Origin of the sequence: Streptomyces sp. NPDC059866 (assembly GCF_042731325.1) — a bacterium.
GTDB classification, from domain to species: domain Bacteria; phylum Actinomycetota; class Actinomycetes; order Streptomycetales; family Streptomycetaceae; genus Streptomyces; species Streptomyces flavusporus.
The window spans coordinates 270,420-285,594 of sequence record NZ_JBHWJT010000003.1; the positions used below are offsets into that span (position 1 = coordinate 270,420).

Annotated in this window: 18 protein-coding genes; 5 read left to right on the forward strand and 13 right to left on the reverse strand. The window is 69.6% G+C overall.

Annotated elements, in window-relative coordinates:
- Positions 1-309: 309 nt before the first annotated feature.
- A complete protein-coding gene (locus tag ACFV7R_RS05595; RefSeq protein WP_385260238.1) occupies positions 310-960 on the reverse strand; it encodes a ThuA domain-containing protein in 651 nt (216 codons plus the stop codon).
- Between the two features lie 88 nt (positions 961-1,048).
- On the opposite strand from ACFV7R_RS05595, the gene ACFV7R_RS05600 reads away from it, so the two are divergent.
- Positions 1,049-1,204, forward strand: a complete 156-nt coding sequence (locus tag ACFV7R_RS05600) for a hypothetical protein (RefSeq protein WP_385260241.1) — start codon at positions 1,049-1,051, stop codon at positions 1,202-1,204.
- Positions 1,205-1,268: 64 nt separating this feature from the next.
- Here ACFV7R_RS05600 and ACFV7R_RS05605 read toward each other — a convergent pair whose 3' ends face one another.
- The 3 genes from ACFV7R_RS05605 to ACFV7R_RS05615 all read right to left on the reverse strand — a co-directional run bounded on the left by ACFV7R_RS05605 (position 1,269) and on the right by ACFV7R_RS05615 (position 3,178).
- Positions 1,269-1,781, reverse strand: coding sequence for a DUF4396 domain-containing protein (locus tag ACFV7R_RS05605; protein WP_385260244.1), 513 nt, complete (start codon positions 1,779-1,781; stop codon positions 1,269-1,271).
- A gap of 257 nt (positions 1,782-2,038) precedes the next feature.
- Complete coding sequence (locus tag ACFV7R_RS05610) at positions 2,039-2,668, reverse strand: DUF305 domain-containing protein (RefSeq protein WP_385260247.1); 630 nt, start codon at positions 2,666-2,668, stop codon at positions 2,039-2,041.
- Between the two features lie 123 nt (positions 2,669-2,791).
- Positions 2,792-3,178, reverse strand: coding sequence for a DUF6153 family protein (locus ACFV7R_RS05615; RefSeq protein WP_385260249.1), 387 nt, complete (start codon positions 3,176-3,178; stop codon positions 2,792-2,794).
- A 316-nt stretch (positions 3,179-3,494) separates the two neighbouring features.
- On the opposite strand from ACFV7R_RS05615, the gene ACFV7R_RS05620 reads away from it, so the two are divergent.
- On the forward strand, positions 3,495-4,514 hold the full coding sequence (locus ACFV7R_RS05620) for a phosphotransferase family protein (protein ID WP_385260573.1): 1,020 nt from the start codon (positions 3,495-3,497) through the stop codon (positions 4,512-4,514).
- Positions 4,515-4,685: 171 nt separating this feature from the next.
- Here the strand turns inward: ACFV7R_RS05620 and ACFV7R_RS05625 are convergent, their stop codons facing one another.
- From ACFV7R_RS05625 to ACFV7R_RS05645, 5 genes are all read right to left on the reverse strand, one after another.
- A complete protein-coding gene (locus ACFV7R_RS05625; protein WP_385260576.1) occupies positions 4,686-5,111 on the reverse strand; it encodes a hypothetical protein in 426 nt (141 codons plus the stop codon).
- 105 nt (positions 5,112-5,216) lie between these two features.
- Positions 5,217-5,708, reverse strand: coding sequence for a gluconokinase (locus ACFV7R_RS05630; RefSeq protein ID WP_385260579.1), 492 nt, complete (start codon positions 5,706-5,708; stop codon positions 5,217-5,219).
- A gap of 41 nt (positions 5,709-5,749) precedes the next feature.
- Positions 5,750-7,183, reverse strand: a complete 1,434-nt coding sequence (locus ACFV7R_RS05635; RefSeq protein ID WP_385260252.1) for a glucose-6-phosphate dehydrogenase — start codon at positions 7,181-7,183, stop codon at positions 5,750-5,752.
- Positions 7,180-9,009 (reverse strand): glycoside hydrolase family 15 protein, encoded by a 1,830-nt coding sequence (locus ACFV7R_RS05640; protein ID WP_385260255.1) that lies wholly within the window; start codon positions 9,007-9,009, stop codon positions 7,180-7,182. Before ACFV7R_RS05640 ends, ACFV7R_RS05635 begins: the two co-directional genes overlap by 4 nt.
- Before the next feature lie 48 nt (positions 9,010-9,057).
- Positions 9,058-10,107: an NAD(P)-dependent alcohol dehydrogenase gene (locus ACFV7R_RS05645; RefSeq protein WP_385260258.1), complete on the reverse strand. Its 1,050-nt coding sequence runs from the start codon at positions 10,105-10,107 to the stop codon at positions 9,058-9,060.
- A gap of 270 nt (positions 10,108-10,377) precedes the next feature.
- On the opposite strand from ACFV7R_RS05645, the gene ACFV7R_RS05650 reads away from it, so the two are divergent.
- Positions 10,378-11,427 (forward strand): lactonase family protein, encoded by a 1,050-nt coding sequence (locus tag ACFV7R_RS05650; protein WP_385260260.1) that lies wholly within the window; start codon positions 10,378-10,380, stop codon positions 11,425-11,427.
- Positions 11,428-11,471: 44 nt separating this feature from the next.
- Here ACFV7R_RS05650 and ACFV7R_RS05655 read toward each other — a convergent pair whose 3' ends face one another.
- From ACFV7R_RS05655 to ACFV7R_RS05665, 3 genes are all read right to left on the reverse strand, one after another.
- Positions 11,472-12,281 carry a universal stress protein gene (locus ACFV7R_RS05655; RefSeq protein ID WP_385260263.1) on the reverse strand — a complete coding sequence of 270 codons (810 nt, stop codon included), beginning with the start codon at positions 12,279-12,281 and terminating at the stop codon, positions 11,472-11,474.
- Positions 12,282-12,586: 305 nt separating this feature from the next.
- The gene (locus tag ACFV7R_RS05660; RefSeq protein ID WP_385260266.1) at positions 12,587-12,892 is read right to left on the reverse strand and encodes a hypothetical protein; all 306 of its coding nucleotides are present in this window, start codon (positions 12,890-12,892) and stop codon (positions 12,587-12,589) included.
- Positions 12,893-13,057: 165 nt separating this feature from the next.
- The gene (locus ACFV7R_RS05665; RefSeq protein ID WP_385260267.1) at positions 13,058-13,453 is read right to left on the reverse strand and encodes an ATP-binding protein; all 396 of its coding nucleotides are present in this window, start codon (positions 13,451-13,453) and stop codon (positions 13,058-13,060) included.
- 112 nt (positions 13,454-13,565) lie between these two features.
- Between ACFV7R_RS05665 and ACFV7R_RS05670 the strand changes: the two genes are divergently transcribed.
- Both ACFV7R_RS05670 and ACFV7R_RS05675 read left to right on the forward strand, forming a co-directional pair.
- Positions 13,566-14,390, forward strand: coding sequence for a helix-turn-helix domain-containing protein (locus ACFV7R_RS05670; RefSeq protein WP_385260582.1), 825 nt, complete (start codon positions 13,566-13,568; stop codon positions 14,388-14,390).
- Positions 14,387-14,578, forward strand: coding sequence for a DUF397 domain-containing protein (locus tag ACFV7R_RS05675; RefSeq protein WP_385260269.1), 192 nt, complete (start codon positions 14,387-14,389; stop codon positions 14,576-14,578). The genes ACFV7R_RS05670 and ACFV7R_RS05675 overlap by 4 nt, the downstream gene beginning before the upstream one ends.
- 10 nt (positions 14,579-14,588) lie before the next feature.
- Here ACFV7R_RS05675 and ACFV7R_RS05680 read toward each other — a convergent pair whose 3' ends face one another.
- A complete protein-coding gene (locus ACFV7R_RS05680; protein WP_385260272.1) occupies positions 14,589-15,161 on the reverse strand; it encodes a hypothetical protein in 573 nt (190 codons plus the stop codon).
- Positions 15,162-15,175 lie beyond the last annotated feature (14 nt).

Genomic DNA, 15,175 nt, shown 5'->3' on the forward strand with positions numbered 1-15,175 from the left:
CGCGTTCGGCGGCGAGTTCCTCATCTGCGAGGCGGGCTTCGAGATCGGCGCCCCGGCGGTCTTGGAAGCGGAGGTGGGAGCAGGCGACCTGGAGGCACTCGTCGAGGGTCCGGTTGTCGGCGGTGAGCTGGCGGAATCGCTGCTTGAGCGTGGTGTTCTCGGTGGTGCTCCGCTGGATGGCCTCCTGGATCCACTCTGCTTGCAAGTCCTGGATCCGGCCGAGGAGTTCGCCGATTCGCTTCCGCTGGGCGAGGACAGCGCTCATCCGACCGTACGACGCAACCGCGTCCTCGCCCGAGTCGGGCCGACCTACTCGCCGAGCCGGGCAGCCCAGGTGATCCCGCCCTTCAGATGGGCACGGAAGTCCGAGTCGGCGTACGCCTCGGAGGCGTGTCCGAGGGCGGTGTAGAAGACGCGCCCGGCCCCCTGCTCCCGGCACCACACCAGCGGATGGTCGTCGCCCATCCGCCCGCCCTCGTACGACGACTCGTCGGCGGACACGAGCACGCGCACCGCCCCTCGCGGGTTGGAGCGGAAGTCGTACCACTCGTCGGCGAAGTCCCAGACGGCCGGCAGGTGGCGGGTGGCGGGGTGATCACGATCCTCGACGACCGCCTTACCGGGCTGGTACTCGGGGTGCCGGTCGAACCAGGCGCCCAGCAACTCGCCGTAGTACGGCCACTCGTACTCGGTACAGGCCGCGGCGTGCACGCCGACGAACCCGCCCCCCGACTCCACATACCCGGCGAGCCGCTCACGCCCGGCCTCCGTCAGGACCTCACCGCTGGTGGAGAGGAAGACGACGGCGGCGTATCCGTCCAGCGGGGCCTCCAGGTCCGCGGGCTCCTCGGTGTGGTGGACGTCGAAGTCCCCGAGCGCGCGGAGGGCGGCGACGGCAGCCGGGATGGAGTCGTGCCGGTAGGCGGTGGTGCGGGTGTGGACGAGGAGTCGGGGAAGCATGCTGCCGAGCGTAGACGGCGCGGGGGGCCGCCCCCCCTACTCCGGGAAGATCCGAAAGTTTCGGATCACCGGTGGTCGGCGCCCGGCGATGACGCAGCAACGCGTGCTCCTGCGGGAGGCCCGGGCGACGCCGGATGCCGTCGAGGCCGCCGAGCATCGCACCCGCCGCGCTGCCCTCGCCGCGACCGGCCAGGCCGGCGTGGTCCTTGCCACGAAGGCCGGCGCGTGGGCGGCTGACCGCTGAAGGTGGCGCAGACGCGGGCCGGGAGCCACCGTCAGGGGCTCCCGGCCGCGCGGCGACTGCCGAATCAGTGGTAGGCGTGGACGACGGCATGGCCCTTGCCGCGGCCGATCATCCACTTGTTGACCGGGGTGGTCACGAAGAACGCCACGACGAAGCCGCCCAGCAGCGCGCCCCAGAACAGTGCCTCGTCCAGGTGGGCGTCCATCGCCCCCGGGGTCAGAGCGATGATGCCGTTGTCGACCAGTTCCATCACCGCGATGGAAACGGTGTCGGCGGCCAGCGCCACCTTGATCGCACTCTTGAAGTCCAGGCCGGCCCGGAGTACGGCGAACAGCGTGAACGAGTAGCCGAAGACGAAGGCCAGCGCAATCGCCAGCGCCATGGTGGGGACATTGCCCCACAGCAGGGCAGTGCCGATCGCCATGCCGAGGATCTCGCCGATGGCGCAGCCGGTCAGGCAGTGCAGGGTTGCCTTGGCCGCCGTGCTCCAGGTCGTCCCGGCAGGCCCGCCATGGTGACCTTCATGGCCGGCGTGCCCCTCGTACGCGGTGCCGGTGTGGTGAGCGGTGTGGTCCATGGCTCTCATCCCCATTCCCGTCCAGGGTGGTCCGTTCCTCGGTCTCCACACCACGAACCATATACCCCCCCGGGGTATTCCTCCAGTAGTGGTCCGATACAGCGACCGGCCCGTGGAGCAGCTTCCCGGTCGTCCTGAAGCGGCGAATTCGCGGGCGAGTGCCGGTGCTGTTCGCCGCCGCAGGCGCCGCCGGGTCACGCGGTGGGCATGCCGGACGGGGCGAGCACGCTGGGTGCCCGCCCCGTCCTGGACTTCGGTCAGTTCTTGCCGAGCAGCTTGTTCATCCGGGTGATCTCGGCGGTCTGCGAGGTGATGATGTCGCCGGCCATCTTCTTGGCGGGGGCGTAGGCACCGTCGGCCTGCTCGGCCTTGGCCATGGCCACCGCGCCCTCGTGGTGCTTGACCATCAGCTCCATGAAGGCGGTGTCGAACGCCGTGCCCGAGGAGCTCTTGAGCTTGTCCATCTCCTCAGTGCTCATCATGCCCTCCATGCCGCCGTGCATGGAGTGGTCCATCGCGCCCTCCGCGGGCACGTCCTCGCCCCAGGAGGTGAGCCAGCCGGACAGGGTCTTGATCTCCGGGTCCTGGGCCTTCTTGATGTCCTCGGCGAGCTTCTTCACCTCCGGCGACTGTGCCCGATCCGGGGCGAGGTCGGCCATCTCCACCGCCTGGCGGTGGTGCGGGATCATCCCCTCGGCGAAGGCGATGTCGGCGGCGTTGTGTCGGCCCTGGTCAGCGGACGCCGACGCGGAGGGCGACTTCGAGGTGTGGCCGTCGTGGCCGGCCGAACTGTCGCCGTTGCCGCCGCAGGCGGCCAGGACGAGCGCGGCCGCACCGGCGGCAGTCACCGCGGCGGCACGGCGAACGAGGGAACGCTTGCTGTTCATACGAGGTGCAACTCCTTCACGCGCGGCCACGACAGGCCGCGGGATTTTGCGGGTTCAAGGGTGTACGCGAGCGCGACACCACTCACCGGCCAATGCCGGCGGCTGGTGCCGTGCGGTGCGGCCCTATATCCGCAGAAGTTGCAGCTCAGACAGGTCGGGCGGCGCCCGGCCGCTCTCGGCCGACGCATGCGCGCCAACGGCCGGGACGGACACGGCCGACGTGTCCACGGCAGCCGCGGTCAGAGCAGGCGGCGCGTACGGCGAGCCGATCCCGGCCGCCGCGCACGCCCCGTCCGCATGATCAAGGTGATCCGGCCCGTCAGCGGTGTGCGAGCAGCCCGCGCTCACGTGCTCTCCGTCAGCCGGGTGAGCCATCACCATCGTGTGCGCATCGGGTGCTCCGGCGGGAACGAGGGCGTGCATACCCAGGACCCCGCCCAGCACCGCCATGACCAGCAGCACAAGCAGCCGCCCGGCTGGGCGGCTCCTCGATGTGATGGCCGTGGTCACGCGCCCATCGTACGGTCACGTGCCGTGACAGGTGCGCGGCAGGGCTCCACCCAACGGCGGAGCAGTTGGTCTGCGCCGCGGCCCACCCCGAAGTCCCACGACACTCCCCTCAACTCAACACGCTGAACTCGACAGAGAAGTCACCTGCCCCGGCGGGACAGCGGTCACCTCGCCTGCTGCAGCCGCGTCCATGGACATGACCCGGGCCTGCGCGTCCTCGAATGCGGGACAACCCGATCGCCCCGGCGTCGATGCTCCCGTAGGGTGCGCGGGTTGTCGTGGTGGAGAGGTGGTTCGGAGCGTGGCAGCCAGGGCAGTGACGCGGGAGCAGTTGGCGGGCGCGGCGCGGGCCGCGCTGGGCGGCGGACGGCGGCTGGAGGGAGTTGAGCGGATCGCGGGTGGCAGCAAGAAGGGCGTGTACCGCCTGGTGATGGACGACGCGACCACCGCAATCGCCTACCTGTGGGACGACACCGAGAACTACTGGCCGGCGGCCGAGGGCGACGACGACCTCACCGACCCGTTCTCGCCCGGTCTCGGACTCGACCTGTTCGAGGCCGCGCACGCGCGACTGGACGCACTCGGCGTCCGCGTCCCGGCGATCCGTCTCGTCGACCGCGACGGCGCCCACCACCCGGCCGACCTCGCGATTGTCGAGGACCTCCGGGGCGAGAACCTGGAGGAGCTTCTCGCCCGCGACCCACGCGCGGCCGCCCCGGTCATGGCCCGGCTCGGGGAGGCGCTGGAGGCGATGCGTCGTCATCGGGCGTCCGCGTACGGCAAGGTGGCCGTGGTCGACGGAGGAGGATCGTCGCGCGGGGCGTCGTGCGAGGGGGTCGTCCTGGAGCGTGCGCTGCGGGACCTCGCCGAGGCGGGGGCGCGTGATCCGCGGATCACGGAAGCCCGCGACCGGCTGGAGGAGCGACTGCTGGGCCTGGCGGCGGCGGTACGACCGCGCGCGGAGTACGCGGTCGTGCACGGCGAACTGGGGCCCGACCATGTGCTGGTGGACACGGACGGGCACCCGGTCTTGATCGACATCGAGGGCTCGATGTACTTCGACGTCGAGTGGGAGCACGTCTTTCTGCGGATCCGCCTGCACGACGCCTATCGGCCCCTGGGCGTGGACGGACTGGACGAGGACCGGCTCGCGTTCTACACGCTGGCACAGCGGCTCTCGCTGACGGCGGGCCCCCTGCGGCTGCTCGACGGAGACTTCCCCGACCGGGCGTCCATGGCGGGCATCGCCGAGTACAACCTGCGGAAGGCGCTGGAACTGGTCCGCGCCGGAGAAGCTGTTGTCGATCCCTCCCTTTCGGGCGAAGTGCTGTCTTAGCGTGGAGGGGTGGTCGACACGAGCAAGGCGGACGGTTGGCGCCGATCCCCAGGCCAGACCAGTGCCCCGCTGCAAGGCGCTTCGCTTGCCTGACCCCTCGTTCGAGCCGCCCTTCGAAGAGTTCCGGGCGTTCTGACCTCGCCGCTGGTGGAGAGGCCTTGCTTACGGTGTTCACGCGTCGTAAGGCGCGCTGAACCTGCTCAATGCCCAGATGGCGAGGAGGTCGAGCGTCATCACGCTGATCGACCACAACGGATAGTACGGAATGAACATGAACTGGGTGACCAGGCTCACCGCGCCCAGCGCCACACCGGCCCCTGTGCTCCAACTCTTGCCGAGCAGGACTCCCAGGCCGGCGGCCACGAGCGCGATCCCGATCACCAGATGGAGCCAGCCCCAGGTCGTCAGGTCGAACCGGTAGGTGTAGCGGGGTGCGCTGAAGATGGTGTCGCGTGCGATGCCGGTGATGCCGAGAAGAATGCTCAGCGACCCGCTCAACTCCAGCGCCCAACCGGCGAAAAGGGACGGACCTGTCACCCGGTCGCTGCTGCGGGGCTCTGTCGTGCGCTGCCGGACCCCGCCGGGTGTCTCCGCCATGGTCACGACCTTTCCGAACGGCGTTTCCCTGAGAGCCTCAGCCTCGCTTTGCTGCCTTCGCGGCGCGACTGCACCAGGCTGTCCGGGTGACGGGGCCGTGCCCTGCTACTGACGCAGCAGCAGGTCTGCGGCCATGTCGACGACGGTGTCGGCAGCCGGCGTTGCGTCGAGCTCGGCTCCTCGCTCGTCCGGTTCGAGGGGTTCGAGCGTGGCGAGCTGCGAGTCGAGGAGCGATGTCGGCATGAAGTGGCCGGTGCGCCGGCCGATCCGGTCTGCCAGGAGCTCGCGGCCGGCTGTCAGGTGCAGAAAGAAGGCGCCCGGGCAGGCCGCTCGCAGCGTGTTTCTGTAGCGTCGCTTGAGTGCGGAGCATGCGACCACGGCACCGGTGCCCGCTGCGTCGCGCTCGTGCAGCCAGCGACCGATGGATTCCAGCCAAGGTTGACGGTCGGCGTCATCGAGCGGAGTGCCGGCGGACATCTTGGCGATGTCGGCCGGGGAGTGGAAGTCGTCGCCCTCCGCGAAGGGGACGCCCAGCCTCTCCGCGAGCAGGCGAGCCACCGTGCTCTTGCCGATCCCGGCGACACCTGTGACCACGATGCACGGGGTTCGACGCTCAGCGCTGCGGGACACCACAGGGTTCAGGGCGCACCACCCGGGGGTGCCGTTTCCGCGTGCAACAGGTCACCCCGTCGCTGCTGCCCGCTTCCGTATGGCCGGGGAGGGGGCCCGTCGGAGCCGGCCTGGTACTCCTCGAGCGGAACCAGATCCCTCTCCCATGCGCTCAGCACGGGTGTCAGGACGCGCCAGGCCTCTTCGGCCTCGTCGCCTCGGATGGACATGGCGGGGTCCCCGGTCAGGACGTCCAGCAGCAGCCGGCCGTAGGCGGGAAGGTGGGGCGGTTCCATCTGCGCTGTCAGCGACAGCGGGGCGAGGGTGTTGGTGTGGGCTCCGATGCCTGTCAGATCGAAGGTCAGGCCTTCCGGTTCGAGGCCGAAGCGGAGCACGTTGGGGCGGGGTTCTCCGCTGTGGCCGAAGGGCAGGTGGGGCACGGACCGGAAGCGCACCGCGACCTCCTTGCGGTCCGCACGGAGTGCTTTGCCGCTGCGGAGCCGGAAGGTTGTTCCCGACCAGCGCCAACTGTCCAGTTCCAGTTCCACCTCGGCGTAAGTCTCGATACGGCGCTGTGGGTTGACGCCTTCCTCGTCGGCGTAGGCGGGGACGTCGTGGTCTGCGATCCGGCCGGCCAGGTAGCGTGCACGGCGTGTGCGGCGTACGACGTCGTCCTCGGTGAGGAGCCGCACGGACCGCAGCACGTCGACCTTCCGGTCGCGGAGGTCGCGCTCGCCGAGGGTGAGGGGGGGTTCCATGGCCACCAGGCAGAGCAACTGCAGCAGGTGGTTCTGCACCATGTCCTTCAGCGCCCCGACCGTGTCGTAGTAGCCGGCCCTGCCTTCCAGTGCGAGGGTCTCGTCCCAGACGATGTCCACCTCGGCGATGTGGGTGCTGTTCCAGATGGGCTCCAGGACGCGGTTGGCGAGTCGGCTGCCGAGCACGTTCTGGACGGTCGTCATGGCCAGGAAGTGGTCGACTCGGAACACGGCCTGCTCGGGGAGGAGGTCGGCCAGCAGCTGGTTCAGCTGCTGTGCGCCGGCCAGGTCTTCGCCGAAGGGCTTCTCCAGCACGATCCGGCTGCCCGCCGGCAGGCCCGCCTGGTGCAGCGCGGTGACCACGCCGGGGAAGAGAGCCGGGGGCAGGGCGAGGTAGACAGCGACGGGCCCCTCACCGGCGATGACCGAGGCGAGGTCGGCCGTGTCGGTGACGTCGGCCCGTTGATAGCGGGCCGTGCCCGCGATCGCCGCCTTGGCGTCGGCCGGATAGTGCCCACCATGGCGATCGATCTGCTCGGTCGCCCATGCCCGGTATCGCTCGCTGTCCCAGTCCTCCCGGCTCGCGCCGGTCAACTGGAACCGGTCGCCGACGTGCCCTTCCGCACGCAACGCGACCAGTGCCGGCAGCAGGTAGCGTGCGCTGAGGTCACCTGTCGCGCCGAAGATCACGAGCCGGTTGATCATGCGTTGACGCCTGCTTTCGCTCGGGCGAGGTTCACACCGCTGGCAGTGATCCCGATGTGGCTGAATGCCTGAGGGAAGTTGCCCATGAACTCTCCGGTGGACGGGTCGATCTGCTCCGACAGCAGTCCCAGGGGGCTCGCGCGGGCGCACAGCGAGGCGTACAGCTCCTCCGCCTCGTCGATCCTGCCCTGGCCGATGAGGTTGTCGACGAGCCAGAAGCTGCACAGCACGAAGGCGCCCTCGTCGCCGGCCAGGCCATCGGGTGACTCCTTGTGCAGATAGCGGTAGAGCAGGCCGTCTCCGGCCGACAGGCGTTCGGCGACGGCCCTGGCGGTGGCCACCATCCGCGGGTGATCGGCCGGGACGACCTGGCGCAGCGGAAGCGCGAGCAGGCTGGCGTCGACGGCACCGCCGCCGTCGAGATGCACGCTCAGGGTCTGTGCCTCCTCGTCCCAGGCCCTGTCGAGGATGAGCCGGCGCAGTTCGTCGGCCGAGGCTCGCCACATGGCGACGTCTCCGGGCAGGCCGAGCCTCTCGCCGATCGTCGCAGCCCGGTCCAGGGCCACCTGGCACATCCCGGCCGAGTACGTGAACACCCGGCCTTCGCTGCGCACCTCCCAGATCCCCTGATCCGGCTGTCGCCACGCCTGTTGAGCTGCATCGGCCAGCTTGGCCAGGTTGGCCCACAGCGCCGGCTGGATGTCCCCGCCGGAGCGAAGCCACTGGTCGGCGCAGTCCAGGATCTCGCCGTAGACGTCGTGCTGACGCTGGTCGGCCGCTCCGTTGCCCCAGCGCACCGGTGCGGAGCGCTGGTAGCCCTCCAGCTCGGTGTCCTCCACCTCGTCCGGCACCGGGCTGCCGCCGAGGGCGTACATGATCCGGGGGCGTCGGCTGTACTCGAAGGCGTCGAGAACCCATCCCAGGAAGGCGTCGGCCTCGCCCCCGAAGCCGATGCGGCGCAGCGCGAACACGGCGAATGCGGCGTCCCTGATCCAGGCATAGCGGTAATCCCAGTTGCGGATCCCGCCGATCGGTGCAGGCAGGGAGGAGGTGGGGGCCGCGACGAGCGACCCGTTGGCCCAGTCGTCGCACAGTTTCAGTGTGATGGCCGCGCGTCGGACCAGCGGTTCCTCGGGACCGTCGTACCGGAAGTGCTGCATCCAGCGGCGCCACGCGTCGGCGGTGTCCCGCAGCATCGCGTCCGCGTCGAACCGGTGGTGGCGATGGAAGCGACCCCAGGACAGCACGAGATCGAGGCGTTCGCCCTGCCGGAGGTCATGGGTACCGTGCAGAGCGGTCAGGGGACGGTTGGAGCGCAGGTGCAGACGCAGGTCCGGCCGCCGGGACGGTCGTACCTCCAGCCCGCTGAACAAGGCCTGCGCCTGCCCGCCGCCCCGGGGCTCGAGGTCCATCCGCAGGCGTACCCTCCCGTCCAGGACCACAGCCGTACGGACGAGCTCGGCCCGGTCGGCAGGGGCGTCGTCGCTGAGGTCGGCCCCGGAGCGCAGGACCAGCGCATCGGTGATGCGGACCAGGCCGGTGGTGCTGCGCAACTCGGTCGTCAGGATGCCGGTGTCGGGTTCGTAACGCTGCCGTGCCTCGACCAGGTCCTCCGGAGCCAGGGTGAAATGCCCGCCGCGTGCGCGATCCAGCAATCCGCAGAACAGTGGCTCGTCATCGAATCGAGGAAGGCACATCCACGGAATGGAACCGTCCAGGCCGACCAGCGCAGCCGTCGCACCGTCCCCGATGAGGCCGAGATCCTCCAGCGGCAGGTATCCCTCCCGCCTGTGAACCGGCCGGAAGGGGGGGTCGGGATCGTGCATGCCGTCTCTCTTCCCGCAGCGCCGTCAGTCGGCCACCGGAACACCCGGCTAGAAGGTGATCATTACTTTCACGACGTCGTCGAGCTTCTTGTCGGAGACCTCGAAGGCCCGCTCCATGTCGTCGAAGCGAAACTCATGGGTCGTCATGTGTGAGGGGTCGACAAGCTGTGCTTCCAGCACCCGCAGCAGTCGCTCCATGCGCAGCCTGCCGCCAGGGCACAGTCCCGTCGCGATCGTCTTGTCGGCCATGCCGACGCCCCATTCGACGCGGGGAATGCGCACGAACTCTCCCTCGCCGAAATATCCGATGACGGAGACCGTGCCCCCGGGCTTGGTGATCTTGACTGCGGTCTGGAACGTCACATCCGCGCCCAGCGCCTCGATGGCGGTGTCGACTCCCTCGCCCCGCGTCAGGTCAAGGATCCGCTCGACTACGTCCTCGCTGGTGAAGTCGACGATCTCGCCGGCACCGTACGTGCGCGCGAGTTTCTGCCGGTCGGGGACCGATTCGACCCCGATGACAAGGCCGGCACCGCGGAGCCTGGCCCCTGCGGTCGCCATCAGACCCACCGGCCCCTGGGCGAGAACAGCCACGGTTCCGCCGATCGGGATGTTCCCCTTCTCCGCCCCCATGAAGCCGGTCGACAGCATGTCGGCGCAGTAGACCGCCATTTCATCACTGATGGCGTCGGGGATTTTCGCGAGATTGGCGTCGGCCTCGTTCACGTGGAAGTAATCGGCAAAGACCCCGTCCTTGGAATTTGCGAACTTGAACCCCCCGAGCGGCGCTCCGGACTGCGACGGATACCCGTTCTGCGAGGCCAGGTCACCCCAGTCGGGGGTGATGGCACCGACCAGCACCCGGTCGCCGGGCCGGAAGTCCTTCACCTCGCCGCCCACGGCATGCACGATGCCCACCGCTTCGTGGCCCAGCGTCAGGTTCTCCCGCGGACCGATGCCACCTTGGACGGTGTGGGAATCGGACGTGCAGATCAGGGCCCTGGTCGTCTGTACGACGGCATCGCCCGGACCCGGCTGCGGATCGGGCTTCTCCATGAAACCCACACGCCCGATCTCCTTCATCACGAATGCCTTCACTTGTCTGCCCCTTTCCTGGCGCGCCGTTGCCGCAACAACGCCATGCACGCCCGAATCGGCTCCTGGCATCCGGCGGCCGGCATCAGCCGCTCACTCTTACAACTGTCCCAAGGCCCGAGCAGGCTCGCGACCCGACCAAGGCGCAAACCACCTCCGCATCCCCCACGGCCATGTTGCTGAACCTGCCGCCCACACGCCGCATCACGTGATGTCGCACCGGCGACACCCGGCTAGCGTCGGTTTCGCGCGCGAGCAAGGGCGGAGGACGCTGTGGGTGACAAAAGCACAGAGCGAGCCTTCATCGGGTCGTTCACCTCGGCGGGCGGGCGCGGAATCATGGCGGCCACCGTGGATCCGGCGACCGGAGCGCTGACCGGGACCGATGTCGTCGATGCCGTGGCCGACCCGTCGTATCTCGCCGTCGAGCACACGGGGGCGGGCCCGGTCCTCTACGCCGTCTCCGAGACGGCACAGGGAGCGGTCGCCGCCTACGACATCGCCGGTCCGGTGCCCCGCCCGATGTGCGCACCCGTGGCCGTGCACGGGGAGTCACCCACCCATCTCGCGGTCGCTCGCGGGCATCTGCTGACCGCCAATTACGAATCCGGCAGCGTCACCGTCCTGCCGCTCGCCGCCGACGGCGCCCCACAGCCCGCCAGCGACGTGCTGCGCCACCAGGGCACAGGCCCGGACCCCGCCCGCCAGGCGGGCCCGCATGCGCACCAGGTGCTTCCCGATCCCTCGGGACGCTGGGTGCTCAGCGTCGACCTCGGCACCGACTCGGTGCGGATCTGCTCCCTGGACGTACCAGCGGGCAAGCTGGCGCTGCACAGGGAGACCGCACTGCGGCCCGGCACCGGTCCGCGTCACCTCGCCTTCCACCCGGCCGGAGACCATGCGTACGTCCTCGGCGAGCTCGAGCCCACCGTCACCGTGTGCCGATGGGACGCCGCCGCCGGGGTGCTCGAGCCGGTGGGGGCGACATCGCTGTTCCCGGACGGTACCCCCCATGCCGTCTCTCCCTCGGCGCCGGTCGTCTCACACGACGGCCGCCACTTGTGGGCGGCGGTACGGGGCACCGACACCATCGCCGTCCTGACCCTCGACGCGGGCGGCGAGCAGGCGGACCTCGTCGCGTCGGTGCCGTGCGGGGGTCGGTGGCCGCGCGATCTGGTCCTGCACCCGTCGGGCACGCGCCTGTATGCGGCGAACGAGCGCTCGGGCGACGTCACATGGCTGGACGTCGACTCCACGACAGGCATCCCCCACCGCGCTGGTTCCCTGCCGGTCCCGGCGGCATCCACCATCGTCTTCGTCTGACGGCGGGACCTCAGCGACGGGCAACCCTCACCACGCAGCTCTGGTCATGCCCTGCCGCGGACGACGGCGACGGGGCAGTGCGCGTGGTGCAGCACCGCCTGGCTCACCGAACCCAAGAGCAACCCGGCAAAACCGCCGCGCCCCCTGGCTCCGACGACCACGAGCTGCGCGGTCCTGCTCGCCTCGATCAACACCTCGCGGGTTTCGCCGCTCGCCACTTCATGCCTGACCGTGACGTCCGGATACCTCTCCGTACGGCCGGCGAGCGCCTGGGCCAGCAGACGCTCCGCGCTCTCGACGCCCGTACCGACCGGCGCATAGTCCGGCAGCCACGCGTGCACGGCGACGATCTCAGCTCCCCGCAGCGCCGCCTCCGCAAAGGCGAACTCGACCGCCTTCTCACCACCAGGGGAGCCGTCGACACCCAGCACGATCGGCCCGGCGCCGACCGGTTCCTCGCGGACCACCAGCACCGGACACTGGCTGTGGGCGGCGAGGGACACCGCCGTCGACCCCAACAGCATGCCGATGAAGCCCCCCATACCCCGGGAGCCGACCACCACCAGGTCCGCGGCACGCGATTCAGCCTCCAACACCGCCACCGCGTCACCGGTCACCACGGCCTCGGCGACCTCCACCTCGGGCGCCACGCTTCGGGCACGCTGCGCGGCATCGTGCACCAGGCGATTGAACGGCGACGGGTCCAGCGGTGCATACATGGGCCTGACCGGCCAGCTGAAGGCGTACACCACACGCAGCTCCGCCCGACGCCGCCGGGCCTCCCGGGCCGCCGCTTCCGCCGCGACAAGACTCGACGACGAGCCGTCCACTCCGACGACGACCAGGTTGCCCACCGCTCCTCCAACACTCGCTTCGGCCTCCCAGCATCACTCCGGCGATACGTCGCTGCCACCTGGGCAGGCATGCGAGGCGCGCTGTCGCCTCGCAGGTCAGTACCGCTGCGCCTGTTGTCGATCCCTCCCTTTCGGGCGAAGTGCTGTCTTAGCGTGGAGGGATGGTCGACACGAGCAAGACGGAGGAACGCAGGACGCAGGTCCGCGAGGTACGCCGCCGGCTCGCGCAGGAGGGGCCGCCGTGGACGCGGGACCTGGAGGCAGACTTCGAGACAGTCACGGTGCCCGAACGCGATTGCGACCAGCTACGCGACCTGCTGATCTCCGAGGGCGCCCAGACGGTTGTCGAGGTCGGTCTCGCGTACGCCAGTTCCGCGCTCGCGATCGGTGAGGCGCTGATCACTGTCAACCCGCCGCATCCCCGGCACGTCATCATCGACCCGTTTCAAGAAGGCGCATGGTCCAATGCCGGCTGGGATCTGCTGCGCTCTGCGGGGCTGGACTCGATCGCCGCGCTCATGCTCACTCCATCGTCGATCGCCCTCCCGCAACTCCTCACCGAAGGCCTCGTCGCCGACGCGGCATTCGTGGACGGCAGTCACCGGTTCCACGAGGTCTTCGTGGAACGGGGACGACGGTTGGCGCCGATTCCCAGGCCAGACCAGCACCCCGCTGCAAGGCGCTTCGCTTGCCTGACCCCTCGTTCGAGCCTCCCTTCGAAGAGTTCCAGGCGTTCTGACCTGCTGCCTCGTGATCAGGCTGCTGCGAGGGGGCGCTCACCGATCGGCGAATTCGCACCACACGATCTTCCCCGGATCCCGCTCCCCCACGCCCCACTTGTCCGCCAGCTCCGACACCAGCAGCAGCCCGCGCCCACCCTCGCCCTCGCCGGGCTCCCGCGCGTTCGGCACGCCGTCCCCGCTGTCGTGGACCTCGACACGCACCCCGTCGCCGTACGACAGCCGGAGCAGGAAACCGCGGCCGGGCGGGACGCCGTGCGCGAGGGCGTTGGTGGCGAGTTCGCTGACGCACAGCACGATGTCGTACGCCCGTTCCCGCACACCCCAGTCGACGAGCGCCTCGCGCGTGAACGCGCGGGCAGCGGGGACGGACTGACGTTCGCGGCGGTAGAAGCGTTCGCGTGGGGAGGGGTGAGGAATCTCTGCGTTCACGTGACGAGAGTCACAGAATGTAGCCATCATGGAACAGTGCGTGCGCTCGTACAGCCGGTTTGTACGGGTGCACGCCGGTGAACGTACGCGCGCGGGTGGGGAGTTGGACCGCATGAGCACGACTCGACGGTCACGGAGGAACGCCTCGGCGATGAAGATGGTGGGCGCGCTGCTCGCCCTCTATCGCGAGGCCGCCGGATACACGCAGAAGACGCTGGGCGAGCGGTTCGTCGTCGGCGAGCAGCAGATCGCCTCGATCGAGCAGGGCCGACGGCCGCTGAAGCCGGATCTAGCCGAGCAGCTCGACGAATTCCTGCAGACCAAGGGCGCGTTGACGACTGCGTTGAGCTGGATGCCGGAGGTGGATCTCGTCCCGATGTGGGCCGAGGAGTACTTGGATCGGGAACGGGAGGCGATCACCATCTCGTGGTACGAGAGCCTGCTGGTCCCGGGTCTGCTCCAGACCGAGGCATACGCACGAGCGATCTTCGGTAGCCGCGTGCCGGTCTACGACGAAGACGAGATCGAGCAGTTGGTGGCGAAGCGCATCGAGCGGCGGGAGGTTTTGCACCGCAAAGTGCCGCCGACGGCGAGCTTCGTGATCTGGGAGGCGGCGCTGCGCGACCGCCTGGGTGGGGACGAGGTGTACTTCGAACAGGTGCGGCACCTACGCGAGTACGCCGATCTACCCGGTCTCGCACTCCAGATCTTGCCGCTCGGCCGCACCTCACACGCCGGGCTCAATGGCCCGTTCATCCTGCTGGAAACTCCCGAGTACCAGCGGCTGGCGTACAGCGAGACCCAGCGCGGCAGCCAGCTGATCGCCGATCCTGACGGCGTGGGGATCCTCACCCAGAAGTATGCGATGCTGCGGACGCAGGCCCTCAACACCGAGGACACGAGGGACTTGTTGGACCGTCTTCTGGGAGAGCAATGAGCGGCACCGCACTTGAATGGTTCAAGTCCAGCTACAGCGGCGACGAGGGCGGCGCATGCATCGAAGTCGCCCTCCAGCCCACCGCCATCCACATCCGCGACTCCAAGACCCCCGCCACCCCCCACCTCACGGTCGCCCCCTCCGCCTGGGCCGCCTTTCTGAAGCTTGCCAACAACGCCGGTTGTTGAGTCGGTTCGGTCAGCCGCTCGTTCCCACGTCGTTGTTGGGCGCTCCGTCGCCCACCGGGGGCAGATCACCGCGTTCCACCGGCTCAGCAGCGTCGGGGGCGGCCGGCAGGAGGGTGTCGAACTCGGCGGCGGACGGGTGGTGGGCGCCGAGGGCGGCCTCCCGCAGCACGTCACGGGAGACGCCGGGACCGCCGCTGACCCGCAGCACGTGCCCGTCCTTGGGTACGGCGTACTCGCGCTGTTCCCCGGCGCTGCGGTACCAGACGTCGCCGTCGCGCGAACAGTCAGGGCAGTTGGCCGAGTTGACGGTGCCCCGGTCGACGGTGAGCTGGATCTGCGCTCCGGCCTGCTGTGACACGTACACGGCGGAGAAGCCGTCGCCGCCGTACACGCCGACGGACTGCTGGGCGAGGGTGAAACCGTCCGCCTCGGTGACGTAGACGTGTTCCGGGGTGATGCCCAACGCCGAGGCGCGGGAGGCGATTTCCGCCGGGTCGGCGGGCTCCTTCTCGGTGCCGCAGCCGATGAGCAGCACGGGGATCAGCAGGGCCGCCAGGGGCAGCGCACGTACGGGACGCATCATGCGCCCATCCTGCC

Coding starts and splice junctions, on each gene's coding strand:
- ACFV7R_RS05595 (WP_385260238.1), bottom strand. CDS start 960: ATGCTTCCCCGACTCCTCGTCCACACCCGCACCACCGCCTACCGGCAC.
- ACFV7R_RS05600 (WP_385260241.1), top strand. CDS start 1,049: ATGACGCAGCAACGCGTGCTCCTGCGGGAGGCCCGGGCGACGCCGGAT.
- ACFV7R_RS05605 (WP_385260244.1), bottom strand. CDS start 1,781: ATGGACCACACCGCTCACCACACCGGCACCGCGTACGAGGGGCACGCC.
- ACFV7R_RS05610 (WP_385260247.1), bottom strand. CDS start 2,668: ATGAACAGCAAGCGTTCCCTCGTTCGCCGTGCCGCCGCGGTGACTGCC.
- ACFV7R_RS05625 (WP_385260576.1), bottom strand. CDS start 5,111: ATGGCGGAGACACCCGGCGGGGTCCGGCAGCGCACGACAGAGCCCCGC.
- ACFV7R_RS05635 (WP_385260252.1), bottom strand. CDS start 7,183: ATGATCAACCGGCTCGTGATCTTCGGCGCGACAGGTGACCTCAGCGCA.
- ACFV7R_RS05640 (WP_385260255.1), bottom strand. CDS start 9,009: ATGCACGATCCCGACCCCCCCTTCCGGCCGGTTCACAGGCGGGAGGGA.
- ACFV7R_RS05670 (WP_385260582.1), top strand. CDS start 13,566: ATGAGCACGACTCGACGGTCACGGAGGAACGCCTCGGCGATGAAGATG.
- ACFV7R_RS05675 (WP_385260269.1), top strand. CDS start 14,387: ATGAGCGGCACCGCACTTGAATGGTTCAAGTCCAGCTACAGCGGCGAC.
- ACFV7R_RS05680 (WP_385260272.1), bottom strand. CDS start 15,161: ATGATGCGTCCCGTACGTGCGCTGCCCCTGGCGGCCCTGCTGATCCCC.